The 17,979-nt window shown below is 37.3% G+C and carries 18 protein-coding genes; 6 read left to right on the forward strand and 12 right to left on the reverse strand.

From position 1 onward, the window contains the following. Positions 1–69 precede the first annotated feature (69 nt). The 8 genes from Q0505_RS19700 to Q0505_RS19735 form a co-directional block, all read right to left on the reverse strand. The gene (locus Q0505_RS19700) at positions 70–438 is read right to left on the reverse strand and encodes an SdpI family protein (protein ID WP_299216827.1); all 369 of its coding nucleotides are present in this window, start codon (positions 436–438) and stop codon (positions 70–72) included. A gap of 8 nt (positions 439–446) precedes the next feature. Continuing rightward, complete coding sequence (locus Q0505_RS19705) at positions 447–1,208, reverse strand: DUF1080 domain-containing protein (RefSeq protein ID WP_366519453.1); 762 nt, start codon at positions 1,206–1,208, stop codon at positions 447–449. Beyond that, entirely contained in the window at positions 1,208–1,954 is a 747-nt protein-coding gene (locus Q0505_RS19710; protein ID WP_299216828.1) for a DUF1080 domain-containing protein, read from the reverse strand. The genes Q0505_RS19705 and Q0505_RS19710 overlap by 1 nt, the downstream gene beginning before the upstream one ends. A gap of 10 nt (positions 1,955–1,964) precedes the next feature. Continuing rightward, a complete protein-coding gene (locus Q0505_RS19715) occupies positions 1,965–3,017 on the reverse strand; it encodes a sugar phosphate isomerase/epimerase (protein WP_299216830.1) in 1,053 nt (350 codons plus the stop codon). A gap of 83 nt (positions 3,018–3,100) precedes the next feature. Then, positions 3,101–3,631 carry a hypothetical protein gene (locus Q0505_RS19720; RefSeq protein ID WP_299216832.1) on the reverse strand — a complete coding sequence of 177 codons (531 nt, stop codon included), beginning with the start codon at positions 3,629–3,631 and terminating at the stop codon, positions 3,101–3,103. 8 nt (positions 3,632–3,639) lie between these two features. Continuing rightward, positions 3,640–4,773 carry a Gfo/Idh/MocA family oxidoreductase gene (locus Q0505_RS19725; protein ID WP_299216834.1) on the reverse strand — a complete coding sequence of 378 codons (1,134 nt, stop codon included), beginning with the start codon at positions 4,771–4,773 and terminating at the stop codon, positions 3,640–3,642. Positions 4,774–4,818: 45 nt separating this feature from the next. Further along, a complete protein-coding gene (locus Q0505_RS19730; RefSeq protein ID WP_299216836.1) occupies positions 4,819–6,030 on the reverse strand; it encodes a nucleoside permease in 1,212 nt (403 codons plus the stop codon). Between the two features lie 6 nt (positions 6,031–6,036). Then, entirely contained in the window at positions 6,037–7,023 is a 987-nt protein-coding gene (locus Q0505_RS19735) for a sugar phosphate isomerase/epimerase family protein (protein ID WP_299216838.1), read from the reverse strand. A gap of 166 nt (positions 7,024–7,189) precedes the next feature. On the opposite strand from Q0505_RS19735, the gene Q0505_RS19740 reads away from it, so the two are divergent. The 4 genes from Q0505_RS19740 (at position 7,190) to Q0505_RS19755 (ending at position 12,100) form a co-directional block, all read left to right on the forward strand. Beyond that, positions 7,190–8,893 (forward strand): GMC family oxidoreductase, encoded by a 1,704-nt coding sequence (locus Q0505_RS19740; protein WP_299216840.1) that lies wholly within the window; start codon positions 7,190–7,192, stop codon positions 8,891–8,893. 1 nt (position 8,894) lies between these two features. Beyond that, positions 8,895–9,536, forward strand: coding sequence for a gluconate 2-dehydrogenase subunit 3 family protein (locus Q0505_RS19745; RefSeq protein WP_299216842.1), 642 nt, complete (start codon positions 8,895–8,897; stop codon positions 9,534–9,536). 114 nt (positions 9,537–9,650) lie between these two features. Beyond that, positions 9,651–10,595: a TIM barrel protein gene (locus Q0505_RS19750; protein ID WP_299216843.1), complete on the forward strand. Its 945-nt coding sequence runs from the start codon at positions 9,651–9,653 to the stop codon at positions 10,593–10,595. Positions 10,596–10,870: 275 nt separating this feature from the next. Next, positions 10,871–12,100: a S8 family peptidase gene (locus tag Q0505_RS19755; RefSeq protein ID WP_299216845.1), complete on the forward strand. Its 1,230-nt coding sequence runs from the start codon at positions 10,871–10,873 to the stop codon at positions 12,098–12,100. Between the two features lie 486 nt (positions 12,101–12,586). Here the strand turns inward: Q0505_RS19755 and Q0505_RS19760 are convergent, their stop codons facing one another. The 4 genes from Q0505_RS19760 to Q0505_RS19775 are packed head-to-tail and all read right to left on the reverse strand — an operon-like array spanning position 12,587 to position 15,652. Beyond that, the gene (locus Q0505_RS19760) at positions 12,587–13,087 is read right to left on the reverse strand and encodes a hypothetical protein (RefSeq protein ID WP_299216847.1); all 501 of its coding nucleotides are present in this window, start codon (positions 13,085–13,087) and stop codon (positions 12,587–12,589) included. Then, positions 13,084–13,587, reverse strand: a complete 504-nt coding sequence (azu, locus tag Q0505_RS19765) for an azurin (RefSeq protein WP_366519454.1) — start codon at positions 13,585–13,587, stop codon at positions 13,084–13,086. Before azu ends, Q0505_RS19760 begins: the two co-directional genes overlap by 4 nt. 55 nt (positions 13,588–13,642) lie before the next feature. Beyond that, complete coding sequence (locus Q0505_RS19770) at positions 13,643–14,635, reverse strand: alpha/beta fold hydrolase (RefSeq protein ID WP_299216851.1); 993 nt, start codon at positions 14,633–14,635, stop codon at positions 13,643–13,645. Next, positions 14,636–15,652, reverse strand: coding sequence for a bestrophin family ion channel (locus Q0505_RS19775; RefSeq protein WP_299216853.1), 1,017 nt, complete (start codon positions 15,650–15,652; stop codon positions 14,636–14,638). 326 nt (positions 15,653–15,978) lie between these two features. On the opposite strand from Q0505_RS19775, the gene Q0505_RS19780 reads away from it, so the two are divergent. Together Q0505_RS19780 and Q0505_RS19785 are read left to right on the forward strand one after the other, a co-directional pair. Next, on the forward strand, positions 15,979–16,257 hold the full coding sequence (locus Q0505_RS19780) for a UBP-type zinc finger domain-containing protein (RefSeq protein ID WP_299216855.1): 279 nt from the start codon (positions 15,979–15,981) through the stop codon (positions 16,255–16,257). After that, on the forward strand, positions 16,254–17,912 hold the full coding sequence (locus Q0505_RS19785; RefSeq protein ID WP_299216858.1) for an FAD-dependent oxidoreductase: 1,659 nt from the start codon (positions 16,254–16,256) through the stop codon (positions 17,910–17,912). Before Q0505_RS19780 ends, Q0505_RS19785 begins: the two co-directional genes overlap by 4 nt. The last annotated feature ends 67 nt before the right edge of the window (positions 17,913–17,979 follow it).

Here is a 17,979-nt window from a genome sequence, read left to right on the forward strand (position 1 = left end):
TCGAGACCGAAGTTTATACTGAGCATATTGAAGAGCGAAGGTCTGTAATCAACGTCATCTTATTTGAGTTTAAGGCTTTTTATTCCCGTTTTTGTCAAAAAATCTATCTATTTGCTTTTCTGTGTGCCAAATAGCAATTCCAAGTCCTAAAAGAAGTACTACTAATTGTATAAAGACTTTTAGAGAACTATGAAGAGGAAGTAAGACGACCCCAGTAATCATCGTGGCTATGGCAACACGCCAAAAGTCTTTCGCATTTTGTGTATTAGCAAAATCCCAAATCTCTTGATTCGCCATAGAGCGACGCGTGCGGTAGCCATATAAATGATTGATTTTTTTGGGTGGATTTTTACGGTAATAATAAGCTAAACCTAAGAAAAGAAGCCCAAGTAAAAGGAGGGCACTATTCTCTTCCGTAAAAAATACTTCCAGATTCATTGATTCATTTACAGTCTACGTAACCAAATATTCCTAAAACCTACGCCACTTTTGTCTCCGTGATCTTGCAAAACAATAGGGCCATCTCCATGCGGATTATTTTTCGGGTAGCCTATATATTCTGTACTCCCTTCCAATTCAAAATGATCTTGTATCAAAACGCCATTTAAAAATACGGTAAGTGTTCCTGCTTTTATTCTTTCTCCCGCCTCATTAAACATCGGGGCATGAAAGACAATGTCATAACTATTCCACTCTCCTGTAGGTTTTGCTGCCATCACATCAGGTGCTTTTTGCTTGTAAATCGAACCTACCATTCCGTTTACATAAGTATCATTATCATTGTTATTAAGAATTTGTACTTCATACAATCCTTGAAAAAAGACACCGCTATTACTACGGTTTTGATTTGTTTGCGTATTGTTTGGATCACTTCGCCATTCTAGATGCAGTTGGACACTTCCAAAGTTTTCTTTGGTCATGATGTCACCCGTTCTATCTTTTACCGTCATACTGCCGTCAGGATTGATCGTCCATTGAGGTGCTCCGCCACCATTTCTACTTTCCCAAGCGTTAAGATTAGAACCATCAAATAAAACCACCGCGTCACTAGGGACTCCCGACTGACCGTTGATGGCTACTTTTGGAGGTTTGGGTTCCCAAACTTCAGTTTGCTCTGGTTTTGTGGGTTCTGTACCCATATTTCCAGAACCACAAGAAGTAATAGAAAGAGCAATTGCGATGATTCCTATGTGTTGTAATTTTATCATTAGTTAATTTCTTTAATTTTGATATTACGGTACCATACCTTATCTCCGTGATCTTGCAATCCAATATGACCTTCTGGATATTTTCCAAAACCTTTCCAGTCTGCAAATTTTGATCCTGCTACCATCGCATCCCATGCTTCTCCATGAACGGGGAATGTAAATGCATCCTTTCCATTCAGGTATAATTTACCAATATTTGTATCATGATTGATCATTAGTTTTACACGGTTCCATTCACCTGCTGGATGAATCATTCCATCCTCAGGTTTAATCATATCGTATAGTGAGCCTGCTTTATGAGTGCCATTGGCTACTTTGGCATCTGGATGACGAGCGTCATCCAGCACTTGAATTTCTGGTCCTGTTTCGTATGCTTCTTTAAATTCTGGAGACTCGTGTACACCCCAAAAAATACCGCTATTTCCCCCTTCAGAAATTTTCCATTCGAGCTCAAGAATAAAATTTTTGTACGCGTCTTTTGTAATAATGTTCTTTCCTCCTTCGTCACTTGGAGTAAACATCATGGCATCGCCATCTATGGTCCATTCCTCATGCATCTCATTGATACCATAGCCTTTCCAAGCATCAAAATTTGATCCGTCAAAAAGTACTGTTGTCGTTTGTGTGGTTTCTTGGGTAGGTGTTCCTATCTCTTTTTGAGTAGGAGTAGCAGATTGACTTACTTCTTTTTCTTTACAGCTTAAAGCGAAAATCGCCACGGCTACTACGTAGATTGTTCTTTTCATAATTGTTGGTTTATAATCCCAATATTTTCTTCAAGTTTTCTTTGTCAATAGCTTCGCCAGCAAAATCATCAAATCGTTTTTGTGTGGCTTCTATAATATGACTTGCAATAAACGGTGCGCCTTCTCTTGCCCCCTGTTCTGGGCTTTTTACACAGCATTCCCACTCCATCACCGCCCATACATCACAGCCGTATTCAGTCAGTTTTGTAAAGATCGTTTTAAAATCTATCTGTCCGTCACCTGGAGAGCGGTAACGTCCTGCTCTGTCTTGCCAATCGCTATAGCCTCCAAAAGTGCCTCGTTTTCCATCAGGTTTAAACTCAGAATCTTTGACATGAAATGCTTTTATAAACGAATGATAATGATCTATATAAGCTATATAATCTAGCTGTTGCAATACAAAATGACTTGGGTCGTATAAGATGTTACATCGCTTGTGATTACCCGTCGCTTCCAAGAAACGTTCAAACGTTACCCCGTCGTGTAAATCTTCGCCAGGATGGATTTCATACGCCACATCTACTCCATTTGCATCATACTCATTTAATAATGGTAACCAGCGTTTAGCCAGTTCTTCAAAGCCCATTTCTACTAATCCCGCAGGGCGTTGTGGCCAAGGGTGCATGGTATGCCAAAGCAACGAACCACTAAAGGTAGCACTGACATTCAATCCCAAATGTTTACTTGCTCTCGCTGCGCTCATCATTTGCTGACGTGCCCATTCGGTACGTTTCTTCGGATTGTTTTTACAATCATCTGGTGCAAAATTATCAAACATTAAGTCATACGCAGGATGTACAGCCACTAACTGTCCTTGTAAGTGGGTAGACAGTTCTGTAATCTCAAGACCATAGTCATTGATTTTTCCTTTGAGTTCGTCACAATAAGCTTTGCTTTCTCCTGCTTTTGTCAAATCTATCAACCGACTTTCCCACGTAGGAATCTGAATGCCTTTATATCCTAAATCTGCCGCCCATTTACAGAGTCCGTCTAACGAATTAAATGGTTTTTTATCATCCATAAACTGCGCTAGAAATACCGCTGGTCCTTTTATTGTTTTCATACTTGTCATTTCCGCGTAGGCGGAAATTTCATCCAGCCTTACGCAATGTTTATTTTCTTTTATACGCTTTCGCGAAAGCGTATTTACAATTCTTTTCCTTCAAAAATATGTATTAGTAATTTTCTCGCCTTTGATGCTTCGTGACTAAATCCGCCAGTAATCAATAAAAACCCTAGGATAAGCGTAAATAATGGAATTAGTGAGGTTTTATTAATGTCTTCTCCATAAAACAAATTTACTATCTGATTACAAACAAATATCGTTAAGGCACCAATCCAAAACATACTAAATATCATAACAAAACAATTCATACGCATTGTTACAGATATCTGGGAGCCCTTAATAGGGTATGCCCTTTTTTCTATTTTACCAGAAATAATTGGTAAAAAAGAATTTCTGTAACTTATAATACGTTTAATATTGAATCTATAATTATTTACGTTCCCTTGAAATTCTTTACCGTTTACTTTTTTTTTAAAAATTAGTTCTAAACTTGGTCTAAAATCTACTTTACTGTATAAAGTTGCACTTGCTTCTGCAATATTCAGGTCAGATTCTATTACTAACTTATCAAATGGCAAAACACTAAAATCTCCAATTCTAAAGTTAATCATAAATTACATTATAACTCCACCCACACGTTCCCATCACGATGTGACTGTACAGCTTTTTCTATAAAGTTCATTCCACGTACTCCGTCGGTCATGCCTGGAAATTCTCCTTTATGAAATTTCTCGCCTCGTATGGCTTTTGCAACGCCTTTATAGATATTGCCCATCGCATCAAAGATACCTTCTGGATGTCCAGGAGGTAATTTTGTGCCGTCCAATGAGAACTCACTATTGTAGGAATGCCCAGGTTTTAGTACACGTAAAGGCTGCCCTTGTTCTAATAGATACAAATAATTTGGATTTTCTTGTTCCCACTTAAGGGCTGCTTTTTTACCATAGATAGCTACAGTAAAGTTATTTTCTTCTCCAGTTGCTATCTGACTAGATCGAAGTACGCCTTTAGTGTATTCGCCTAAACGAAGTAATACGGTTCCATCAATATCCATCTGATTATCTGCATACAAATGGTTTAAGTCTGCTAGAACGGATTGTATTTTTTGTCCGGTGACAAATTCTAACATTTGATACGCATGGACTCCAATATCCCCCAGACAACAGCTAATCCCTGACTTCTCAGGATTCAATCGCCAAGTCGTGGTACGTTGCTCTTTGTCATGTATCAATGAGTTGATCCATCCTTGATAATACTGGGCGTCTACCTTTTGGATGGCTCCTATCTCACCATTGGCAATCATGGCTTTCATCTGACGTACCATAGGATATCCCGTATAGGTATGTGTCAACCCAAAGATATTTCCATTTTTTTGCTGGATGGCTTGTAACTCCAACGCTTCGGAGTATGTCATGGTCATCGGCTTTTCACAAATCACATGAAACCCTGCTTCCAATAACTGCTTTGCCATTGGGAAGTGCAAAAAGTTAGGCGTTAATATTGAAAATACTTGAATTCGTTCTGTTTCTGGACGTGCTAGTTCTGATGAGATCATCTCATCTAGATTGGCATGAATACGATCTGTTGAGATACCGATTTCTTTCGCGAAAGCGAGACTCACATTCACATCAGGATTAAAAACAGCTCCCGTAAGTTGATACGCATCAAACATACTTGCGGCTACTCTGTGCAACACCCCTATTAAACTATCGCCACCGCCCCCAAGGACGCCCCATTTTATTTTGTTACTCATAGTACTATTGTCAGGCTGAGCTTGTCGAAGCCCAAGCTAATTAATTTATTCTTTTACTTCGATTTTTTCGTTTTTGAAGGCTATTAGGAAAAACAAAAAGACAGCTCCTGCAATTCCAGCAGGAAGCACCCATATATCAAACCAATTGTGACTACCATCGGTAATAGCATTAAGGTCTGTAATATATCCTGCAAGACGGAATCCTACAAGCATTCCTAAACCATACGTGGCTAGTGTGATCAATCCTTGCGCAGAGCTTTTAAATTTTTCTCCAGCTTTATAGTCTGTATATATTTGTCCAGATACAAAGAAAAAGTCATAACAAATTCCGTGTAGAATAATTCCGAAAATAAGCATCCACGTATTTTCACCGGCATCTCCATAGGCAAACAATAAATAACGTACTACCCAAGCAAGCATTCCTACAAGCAGGGTCGTTTTAATACCATACTTTTTTAAGAAAATAGGTAGTAAAAGCATGAATGCAATTTCAGACATTTGCCCAAAGGTCATTTTTCCTGCGGCACCTTCCATTCCTAATTCATTTAAGTATTGATTTGCATGCTGATAATAAAATGCTAATGGGATACAAATTAAAATAGATGCAATAAAAAAGATTAAGTACTTTTTATCTTTTAACATCCCTAAAGCATCCAATCCTAAAATATCGCGTACAGTTACCTTTTCAGATTTATCCACTACTGGCGGTGTGTTTGGAAGTGTAAAACTAAACACTCCCAATATAGCTGCTGCCACTGCTGCCATTATAAATGTATTTTGAAGCACATTATCAGACTCCCAAGCAAGAAAGCCTATCATAAGACCAGCAGCAATCCATCCTATCGTTCCTAATACACGAATAAGAGCAAAGTCTTTTGCAGGATCTTTCATTTGTCTAAAAGCTACCGAGTTTACTAATGCTAGTGTAGGCATATATAAAATCATATAAATTAAGATATATGGATAGAATGCATCAAAATTATCTGATGTTCCTGCCATATATAATAATCCTGCTCCTAATAAATGTAAAACGCCTAATATTTTTTGTGCAGAAAAATAACGATCTGCAATCAGTCCGATAATAAATGGGGCTACAATAGCACCTATAGATTGTGTTTCATACGCCATTGCCATTTGTCCTCCTGTTGCACTAAATGTTTTAGCTAAAAAAGTTCCCATCGTTACAAACCAAGCTCCCCAGATAAAAAACTCTAGGAACATCATAATCGATAATTGTATTCTAGTCGTTGATTTCATGCGATTTTATTTAAGATTTTTTATTGATTTTTCAACCAATGCTTTGGTTAGGTTAATCCCTTCTTTAGGGTCTTCCAAAGGACCTTCATACTCTACACCTACATATCCTTTAAAACCTGAGTCTTTCACAATTTGCATAATGCGAGGATAATCTAATTTTGTTTCATTTCCATTCTCGTCAAAATTATATGATTTTGCAGAAACTCCTTTTGCATACGGCATCAATTCTTCCATTCCTTTATACGTATCATATTCTTCTACACACGGAGCTCCCCATCGTTCTCCGCCTTCTCTTTTTACACAGAAATTCCCAAAGTCAGGAAGCGTTCCTACATATTCCATATCTACTTCCTTCATTACTGCGGCTAGTTTTGCAGCATCACTAGACCATCCACCATGGTTTTCTATGAGGATACTAACGCCTTTGGTTTTTCCATATTCGGCAAGCTCTTTAAGAGAGGCTACAGATATGGTATGCCATTTTTCTGGATCTAATTCTCCAAATAGATTCGCTCTGATGGAATGAGCTCCCATTAATGCAGCGGCATCCATCCATATTTTATGTGTTTTGATGGCTTCTGCACGTTTTGTAGGATCTGGATCTGCGAGTTCTCCATCATTATCTACCATCAATAATACATTTTGCATTCCAGCTGCGTCACTACGCTTCTTAAGTTCTGCAGCAAGTGCCATTACTGTTTCTCTGTAGTTAGCTTTATCTTGTACCTGAGGATATAATTGGGTCACATATTCAAGCCCTGTGTATCCTAAGTCTTTTGCGATCACGGCAAAATCCATAGGATCCATAGATCCATCTAAAAATGGCTTATGTAACGACCATTGCGCTAACGAATACTTAAAGTCATTGTTTGCAGTCATAAGGTCTGTTTTTGCTACTTCTTTTTGAGTGTTTTCATCTTCTATTTTTACTTCATTTTTACAAGAAATAAGAGTAGAAACACATACTAATGCAATCGTAAAATAATTTTTCATGGAGTTCTGATTAATTAAGTCCGTACTATAACGTTTTCGCTCGTAAATAACTGTTAAATCTACGGTTTGACTAAGTTAGTCTTTTTTTAAAATTGACAAAAAACAACTTAAAATTTATATATTTGGTAAAATAGATCACAATTTTTTTTCATAAACACATATTATAGTGAATATAGTTACAGAAAACGAAACCTACGATGCGATTGTTGTAGGTTCAGGAATCAGTGGTGGGTGGGCTGCTAAAGAGCTATGCGAAAACGGTTTGAAAACCCTTGTCCTTGAAAGAGGTCGCATGGTAAAACACATAGAAGATTATCCAACCATGTACAATGACCCTTGGGATTCTAAATTTAAAGGAGAAAACCCTCGTGAGATAAATGCTCGTTATGAGAAACAATCACGCACAGGATATGTTCACAAAGCAGAACGCAGACACTTTTTTGTAGATGATATAGATCATCCTTATAATGAAACGAAACGTTTTGACTGGATACGTGGATATCACGTAGGAGGGCGTTCTCTTATGTGGGGAAGACAGAGTTATCGCTTGTCTGATATCGATTTTGAAGCTAATAAAAAAGAGGGTATCGCTGTAGACTGGCCTATCCGCTATAAAGATATTTCACCTTGGTATGATAAAGTAGAAGAATACATCTCTGTTTCTGGAGAAAATTTAGGTCTGGAAGTTTTACCAGACGGCAAATTCTCTCCACCTATGGAATTGAATTGTGTAGAAGAAGTTCTCAAAAAGAACATGGCACAAAATTATAAAGATGGACGTCTGCTTACTATAGGGCGCGTTGCTCATATTACAGGAGCCAAAACGTATGACGGTCGTTCTGCTTGTCAATTTAGAAATAGATGTATGAGAGGGTGTCCGTTTGGAGGCTATTTCTCGAGTAACTCTTCTACGCTTCCTGCTGCTGAACGTACAGGAAATATGACACTTCGTCCATTCTCTATCGTCACCGAAGTGATGTACGATGAAAAGACTGGAAAAGCAACAGGCGTAAGAGTGACAGACCAAGAGACGATGGAAAAGCTAGAGTATAAAGCGAAAGTAATTTTTCTCTGCGCATCGGCTATTGCAAGTGCAAGTATCTTAATGCAGTCTAAAAGTGAGCGTTTCCCTAATGGAATGGGTAATGATTCTGGAGAACTCGGACATAATTTAATGGATCATCACTTTAAGGCAGGAGCAACTGCAAAATGGGATGGTGACAAAGACAAGTATTATAAAGGACGTCGTCCTAATGGTATCTATATTCCTCGTTTTAGAAATATAGGAGGCGAGACAGATCAAGCTACTTTCAAGAGAGGGTACGGATATCAAGGAGGTGCTGGTCGTGGAGACTATCAACCTCAAATTGCAGAAGCAGGTTATGGCGCAGGACTTAAAAAAGCAATTCAAGAGCCAGGTGGATGGACCATCGGACTTATGGGCTTTGGAGAATGTCTTCCATACCATGAGAATAAAATGACACTAGACTACAATGACCTTGACAAATGGGGATTACCCAAAGTCAACTTTGATGCAGAGTGGAAAGAAAATGAATGGGAAATGCGTAAAGATATGATTGCAAGTGCAAAGGATATGCTTGAAAAAGCTGGATTCACAGACATACAGCCAATGGATGATCCAAGTGCTCCAGGAAATGGTATTCATGAAATGGGAACGGCTCGTATGGGTCGTGACCCTAAAACATCTGTTTGTAATGGGAATAACCAGTTACACGCAGTTCCTAATGTTTATGTAACAGATGGTGCCTTTATGACCTCAGCAAGTTGTGTAAACCCTTCACTTACGTATATGGCATTTACTGCACGTGCTGCAAATCACGCTGCTGCCCAACTTAAAAAAGAAGCATAAGATGAACAGAAGACAAGTACTCAAAAATTTAGGATTAGGAGCGACAGCATTGGTTGCTACGCCTACCATATTAAGCTTATTACAAAGTTGTACTAACGAGCCAGAGTTTATCCCTTCCTTCTTAACTAAAGAAGAGGGACATGCCCTACGTCGTATGGTTGATTTAATCATCCCTTCTGATGAGGCTATTCCTGGAGCTGTAGATGTAGGCGTGCATCAGTTTATAGATAGTTACTGGGATCAGGTGGCTACGCTTGAAAATCAGTCACAAATCAAATTAGGTTTTAGCGCATTAGCAAGTCAGTTTCAAACGACGTTTAATAAGCCATTAGGTGAAGGAAAAGATGAAGATTTTGATCAACTATTGACAAAATATTTGAAATCTACCATAGAACAAGAACAAGCATACGAAAAAAAGCTAGGAGCGTTTTATCAAGCTTATCAAAATAACAAATCTACGGTACCTGATCCAGATGCTGGTTCATACTCTCTTGTACAGAATATACGTGGTATGACTATTTGGGGTTGGAAAACCTCTGAAGAAATTGGAGAAAATGTACTCGCTTATGAGCCTATCCCAGCACAACAAATAGGATGTCTTCCTGTGAGTGAAGCTACTGGAGGAAAAGCATATTCTTTATAAAATTCCCGCGCAGGCGGGAATCTTCTTATAAAGTGAAGGCAAGAATTACATATATAATTAACTTTTGTGATGGTTTGGACGAGATATCCGCCTTCGCGGATATGAAAACATAGTATGGACAGAAGAAAATTTATACAAAAAGGAGCTCTTACGGGTTCCTTTTTGTCTTTAGGAGGATTAGGTGTATACGCGATGGGAGATGTGGCTGATTACGCTTTCGCGAAAGCGCACTCAGATAAACACTCATTTAATCTAAAGTATGCTCCTCATATCGGGATGTTTAAAGCACATGCCGGCGACGACCCTATTGCACAACTTGATTTTATGGCTTCTCAAGGATTTATTGCTTTTGAAGACAATGAGATGCGTAATCGTCCTGTGGAGCAGCAAGAAGCGATGGCAAAAACCATGGCAACCCACGGAATGACGATGGGCGTTTTTGTCGCTCATAAAATCTATTGGACAGAACCCAACCTTGCCAGCGGGAAAAAAGCATGGCGTGATGAGTTTTTGGCAGATATCAAAAGTTCTGTTGCAGTTGCAAAACGTGTAAACGCCAAATGGATGACCGTAGTGCCTGGTCATGTAGATTTACGGCAAAATGTGGCGTATCAAACAGCAAATGTCATAGAGGCGCTTAAACAAGCCTCTAGCATCCTAGAACCGCACGGAATTACCATGGTTCTTGAACCTTTAAATTTCAGAAACCATCCTGGGCTTTTCTTATCAGAATCGCCACAAGCGTATCAAATATGTAAAGCGGTAAATAGTCCGTCTTGTAAAATTTTATTTGATATCTACCATCAGCAAATTCAGGAAGGAAATCTACTTCCTAATATTGAACAATGTTGGGATGAGATTGCCTATTTTCAAATAGGTGACAACCCGGGACGTAATGAGCCTACCTCTGGAGAAATTAACTATAAAAACGTATTTAAATACATTCACAGCAAAGGATTTAAAGGGGTTCTAGGCATGGAACACGGAAACTCTATAGATGGTAAAGTGGGAGAACAACGTGTGATTGATGCGTATATAGAGAGTGATCAGTTTTTGTAGTGCATATTTTTAAACTTTGTAAAAAAAAAGCAGCTTTTTTAAGAAAGTTGCTTTTTTTATGGGTTCTATTTGTCTGCTATAATTAAGTAATAATGACGAAGCATTATTCATGGACATTAAACAAAAAAATAAGTCCTTTATATATCTCATGATTAAAAGTATATGTAAGTGTTAAAAATTGTGTATTTCATCGAAAAAGACTACAAATGTTAATATTTTTAAACAAGTATTCTCATACATTGTTGCACTATTAATAACAAAACAAACTATTTATTATGAAGATTAATTTTTTTAAATACACAATGCTTACTGCATTAGGTGTTGTAGTAATTGGCTGTCAGCCAGACAGTGTCGATGAGGGAACTATAGAAAACGCAGCTTTTGAGTTGCAGGTTGAAACGGTATCTGGAGACAACATTACACCTATAGAAGGCAGTTATGTCATTGTATATAAAGACATCAATAATAGAATGCCAGTTTTATCTAAAACGAGTTCTATACAAGAATATAAAACACAGATTACCAATAGAAAGAATATGTTCATTAGTGAATTTTCTAACATTGGGCTTAAAGAAGAAAACATCAAAGCTACCTACGGGTATACTTTTAATGGATTTGCTGCAGAGTTATCTGACGCACAACTTAATGATTTAAGAAAAGATCCACGTGTACATAGCATCGAACAAGATTTTACTATCAAGGCAAAGCCAGGTGGTGGAAATGGAGGCGGTGGATCTCCTGCTCAAGTAACTCCTTATGGAACAACAAGAGTAGGTGGCGGTACAACGACTTCATCTAACACAGCTTGGGTTATTGATAGTGGTATTGACTTAACACATCCTGATTTAAATGTTGATATTGCTCGTAGTATTTCATTTCTTACAGGTTCTCCATCTAATCAATCTCCAAATGATCAAAACGGTCACGGAACACATGTAGCAGGAACGATTGCTGCAATAGATAATAATATAGGTTCTGTTGGGGTTGCACCAGGAAGTACTGTGGCAGCTGTAAGAGTTTTAGACAGAAGAGGAAGCGGTTCTAACTCTGGAGTTATTGCAGGTGTAGATTACGTAGCTGCAAATGGATCTAATGGTGATGTTGCTAACATGAGTTTAGGTGGAGGTATTTCTACTGCTCTTGATAATGCTGTGATTTCTGCGGCTTCTACAGGAGTTAAGTTTGTACTTGCTGCTGGAAATGAGTCTCAAGATGCTAACAATTCTTCTCCAGCAAGAGCAAATGGGAATAATGTATATACGATCTCTGCCATGGATATCAATGATAACTTTGCATACTTCTCAAATTATGGATCTCCAGTAGATTATTGTGCTCCAGGTGTTGCTGTATTTTCTACTTGGAAAGGTGGAGGATATAACACCATAAATGGTACATCTATGGCAGCGCCACACGCTGCGGGTGTTCTTTTATTAGGGAATGCTTCTACAAGTGGATTTGTAAATAATGACCCTGATGGTTCTCCAGATCCTATCATCCATTTATAAGGTTTTAAATTCATATAATAAAAAAAAGAGGTTGTCTAAAAAGGCAACCTCTTTTTGATGTTAACGTGAATTCGACATAAATAATTGGTTAATTTTTCAAGATGATTATGCTAAAAATTTGCGCAGTTAACTCAAAATCAAATATTTGTTCACTTTCTTTGCTTATCTAAAGAAAACAGAATCAAAATAAAAGACGCTTTTTATGCGTGTGATTTCTATTTCAGTTATAGGAACTTATGAATCTTCGATTTCTTAGGTATTTTTTCCAAGGCTTTAAAAATTTTTAACACAAACACCTTTTTATACTAGAGAAAAAGAAGAAAACTTATTTCGAACTAACGTGATTTTAGATAAAGACAAATCTGAAAATTTAATGACTTATTAGTCATAAAGGACAAAAATCTATGAAAGATAACGTTGGTAAATAGCGTTATTAATACCTATATAAGAAGTGATGGATTCTTGTAAAAATCATTTAAATCCATCTTATTCAACATTGTATTTTCTTTTAAAGTCTTGAGCCTTCAGTACTATATAAATACTATACAGTAAACAACCTACTATAATTATTTTATATATAATTCCTTTTAAAACTAATTCTGGATCAATAATATAGTAAAGAGCGTTGATTCCTATCATAAAAACGAGTGGAATAATTGTAAACACTAATGGATTTTTACGGATGAAAATTCCACATGTTATAAATATTACAAAAAAAATAAAGTCTAAAATTGAATTTACTATATAAACAATCCCTATGAGTGAATGCATTACCAAGAGCATGAGATTAAATCCCCCAATAAAATAAAAAAGCTGTTGGATTTTTTTTATAGTAGTATCTGAGTCTATTAAAACTCCTTTCGTACTTATGAATTTTCCTATATGAATTGCTCTTTCTTTTTCAGTACCATTAAAAGGGAAAGCACATATATTACAAGTATCTAGACTCTTGATATGTTCTTTGTTACAAGCAGGACAAATAATCATTCCACAATAAATTTCCCTCTCATCAAACCTGAATGCCCTGGAAAACTACAGATAAAATCATAGGTTCCTGGAGCTGGAGCTGTAAACGTAACGCTGGTTGATTGTCCGCCTCCTATCATTTTGGTATGTGCGATCACATTTTTACCTCCTTCAGGAATCCAATCTGATTTTTCTCCAGCAGCAGCTGCTTTGGCAGAAAAAGCAGGAATAGCAATCCCAGGTTTTAGTAACACAAAATTATGTCCCATCACCTTAATGTCTATCTTTCCTGTATGAAGTAACGTAAGTGTCACTTCCTGACCTGCCTTTACCCTAAACTCTTTCTTATCAAATTGCATAAGGTCATTGCCTGAAAGTGCCAAATTTACTTTAGAGTTATCTTCCTTTTTCTCAGTTTTAGCACCTCCTATTTTTACGCCTTCCTTTTTTTCTTCTTTTGTATCACCCCCGCAACTTACTAATAAGCTAATAAGAGCAAACGCCATTAAAATTCGTGTCATTTTCATTTTTAAGTCATTTAAATATAGAATATCGAAGATAACAAACTTCCTTATTTTACTCGACTGTTTCTGTAAAAAAGTCGAATGCACGTAACTCGCTGTAATAAAAATCACCTGATTTATAAAACCCAACGTGTCCTCCATGCTCAGGTATTTCTAAAAAAAGAGACTTCGAAGAAGTGGCATAGTCATGCGGGTAACAATGTCCGTGTAAAAAAGAATCGTTTTTTGCATTTAAAATGAATGTAGGAATTCTAATTTCAGGAAGAAATTCAAAACTACTTGCTTTTTCATAATAGTCTAACGCATTTTTAAACCCATGCGCAGGCGCTGTGTAGACATCATCAAAATCTTTTAATGTCTTTATCGTACGATAAATTTCTAGAGTCATTTCTTCTGGAAATTTTACCATCTTCTTACGATACTTACTTCTTAAATCCACAAGAAAGGAGGTGCGATATACCCAATTTTCTTTGTGATTTAACTGCTCAAGAGATGCTTTTAAATCTACGGGAACACCCACGGTAGCCATGGCTTTTACTTGAGAAGGAATGTCTTTTTTTTCTCCAGCATATTTGAGCAATGCATTTCCTCCTAAACTAACCCCATATAAGAAGATATTGGTATAGATATCTCGCTCTGTAATACGTTGAATCACAAAACGTATATCGTCTGTCTCACCACTGTGATATGAACGATATAACCGATTATCACTACCGCTACACCCTCTAAAATTCACAGAAGCTACGTCGTATCCCTTTTGTGTAAGTAATTTTGCCATCGCGAGCATATAGGTACGTTGCGCATTTCCTTCTAGCCCATGAAAAAGTAAAGCTACGTTTTTTGTACGCTCCTGCCTGCCGGCGAGGCGGGTTCGCGAAATCGGATACGACCAATCTATATCCAGAAAATCTCCATCTGGTAATTCAATGCGTTCTCGATCTTGATGTACCCCTTTTACCTGCCTAATTTTTGCAGAATAAATCGTAGAGAAATGTGTGTTTTTAAAGAGGCCGTTTGCACGAAACTCAGACGTTATTAATGGCATCTAGTACAAAATATTATCTTTAGGTTGCTCTGGCTCTGGTAAGTTGTCTTCATCCAACATATCTCGCAAGTCAATCTCAATGGTTTTGCATAATGCGGTCATAGGCACATCGTTAAGCCTCCCTTCAAAGGGGTCTTCACTGTTATCCCCTATACTATCCATCGTCACAAAAATCCACGAGATTAATACCGAAAATGGAATCATTAAAAAGATATATATCTCCTGTATTTTCTTTGGCATATTGGTCATTCCATCTTCAAAAACATCTAACATTCCAAAAGGTAATAAAAGGACAAAAATCCAAGTGAACACTTTTGCAAAATATCCATATTGTCTTGGAAAAGGTGTGTTTTTAATACGTTCACATTTCCCTTGAAGGTTATAAAACTCTTCCAATGTAGATTGTAGTTGATCTTCCTGAAACCCATCAATGATTTGGGCTCTTCTCAATTCAGAAACTTTTAATCCCTGATTTTTGATAAGATGTGTTGCTGGATTTACACGTTTTTCTAGATCTTTAAACTCTTGATCACTGACCAACCCTAAGGCTTGTTGGCACGAGACATTACGCTCCCCATGACGGTCAAACAACTTCTCCACCATGTGATTCTCTTTAATCGCCCATGATTTAGGTTGGCGTAATTGTATTCGTAACGCATTAAGCCATGCAATGTGTCTATACACCAACTCCTTTCTAAGTGATGCTGCTTCTTTAGGATCTTCTACATGTACAAAACTGAGAATTTGTAACGTCCACGTACGACTATAATTTACAATACCTCCCCAAATTTTACGCCCTTCCCAAAACCGGTCGTAACTTTGGCTATTTTTAAACCCTATGTAAAAAGCGACCGCAATTCCAATAACACTTAAAGGTTGAAAAGGGATATTTATAAAACGCAGGTCTAAAAAATAATAGACAAAGAAAATACACCCTGCGTATAAAGTAAAAAAAATCAAATTTTTCCAAGCATACTTAAGGATTAATCCCCAACCGATATTTCGTTTGATATACATATTTCTGATAATTTAGAACATTAAACCCGCATTATGCATTAGAAAATCTATTCCATCTTGAAGCTGCTGCAAAATATATCGCTACGCTACGTTTTTGAGTTTAACCATAGCGATGCTATGCTGAAACTCAAAAAACATCATATTTTATTTCTTGTTTAAGCCTCATCACAAAGTTCTAATACATAATTCAGGTTAAAAATAGGAATTAGAAATTCAGTAATCAACAGAATGCCTGTAGAATCTTTTTTATGGTATTAATTTCAAATAAACCTTTTTTAATTTCTTGCTTTCTTAAAACTTAATTAAGAACTTGTATAAAAAATAATATGGGATTCAGACAAAAGAGTTGTGCATATCTGGATTCAGTAAAAAATATAAAAAAAGCAAATGCTTATGCGTGTTCTGAATGTCTGAAAACAGGAGATCCTTGGGTACATTTACGTACGTGTCAGGATTGCGGAGTGACACTGTGTTGTGATAGTTCTCCTAATAAACATGCAAGCAAACATGCAAAAGAGCAAAACCATGTTGTTGTAAGCTCTGCCGAACCTCAGGAAAAATGGCTGTGGTGTTATATACATAAAACGATAAAAGAATATTCATGATTGATCCTAGATTTCCAGAGCTTACCGCTCGACAGATAAAGAAATTACATACGTATGGCACTGTAGAAACCCTATCAGAACGCACGCTGATTTTTAAATCTGGTCAAACTAATTATGACTTTTGCGTCGTACTTAAAGGAGAAATTTCTGTAGAAGATCCATCAAATGATCATGCAATTATTGTCACTCATAAAAAAAATGAATTTTCAGGAGACAACAGTATGCTTTCATCAAGAGCTGCTGTTTTAAATGGATATGCTCAAGAAGGAACTAAAATCTTGCGTATAAAACCTGATAAACTCAAGGAAGCTATTTCAAAACACAGTGATATAAGCGATGTGCTATTAAACGCCTTTTTACTTCGTCAAGAGACCGTTTTGGGAGACATTATAGGAGGGATCAAACTCGTAGGAACCGAAGACTCTAAAGAGACGTATGCCATACGCGACTTTATGGAAAAAAATCATATCTGGTTTCATTTTATAGATGTAAACAAAAACGAAGATGCTATTGAGTTATTAGCTCATTTTGATGTCTCTAAAGAAGATCTTCCCGTCCTTATCGCTGATGATAAAGTATGTAAAAATCCCACTATAGAAGAAGTTGCTCGTAATACAGGAGTACTCACAGATTTTGACGACACCATTTTTGACGTATTGGTTGTAGGGGCTGGACCTGCTGGGCTGGCGGCAAGTGTATATGCAGCATCAGAAGGGTTGAATGTGGTAACTATTGACGGGAGTGCACCCGGTGGACAAGCAGGAAAAAGTTCAAAAATTGAAAATTATTTAGGCTTTCCTACGGGAATTTCTGGAAATGACCTTGCCAATAGAGCTTATGTACAAGCACAAAAATTTGGATGTACGATCTCTATTCCTCATGAGGCAAAGCGTATTTCCCGAACTGGGAATCATTTTAAGGTGGAGGCTACTCACGGAAAAACAATTGAAACAAAATCTATTGTGGTAGCAACAGGTGCAAACTATCGGAATTTGCCTATAGATAATATTGAAGATTTTGAAGGAAGCGGTGTGTTTTATTCTGCTACGGGAATGAATATTTCTAGTTGTACTGGAGAAGAAGTAGGTGTTGTAGGCGGTGGTAATTCTGCGGGACAGGCTGCTTTATTTTTGGCGAGTCATGCAAAAAAAGTGCATATCATTTTACGAGGAGGGGATTTGGGATCAAAGATGAGTGATTATTTGGTACAACGTATTTTAGCTTCGCCTACCATTACCGTACATTTTCACAAAGAAGTAACCGCATTAGGAGGCAATACACATTTGGAAGAAATTACTCTCACCAATAATAAAGAAAATACAACAGAGGTATTGCCTATTTCCAACCTTTTTACGTTTATAGGCGCAAAGCCTTGCACAGAATGGTTAGAGGATTTGGTTGCTATGGATCATCGTGGTTTTATTTGTACGGGCGAAGGCATTTCTAAAGAAGCATTACAAAGATGTGCTATTTTTGATACACGAGAGCCGCAATCTTTAGAAACTAATATTCCTGGATTTTTTGCAGTAGGAGATGTACGTAAAGGGTCTGTAAAAAGAGTTGCGGGTGCTGTAGGAGAAGGCAGTGTCGTGATAAGTCAAGTGCATCAATACTTAGGTGATCTTGATAGGTTAGCTTTCGCGAAAGCGCAATAAGAAGGTATTAAATCCCAAAGCAAGCTCTGGACACTAAAAATCAACTCAAGGGTCAAAGTGTTAAACC

The sequence above is a fragment of the uncultured Dokdonia sp. genome (assembly GCF_937910895.1).
In the GTDB taxonomy this organism is placed as follows: Bacteria; Bacteroidota; Bacteroidia; order Flavobacteriales; family Flavobacteriaceae; genus Dokdonia.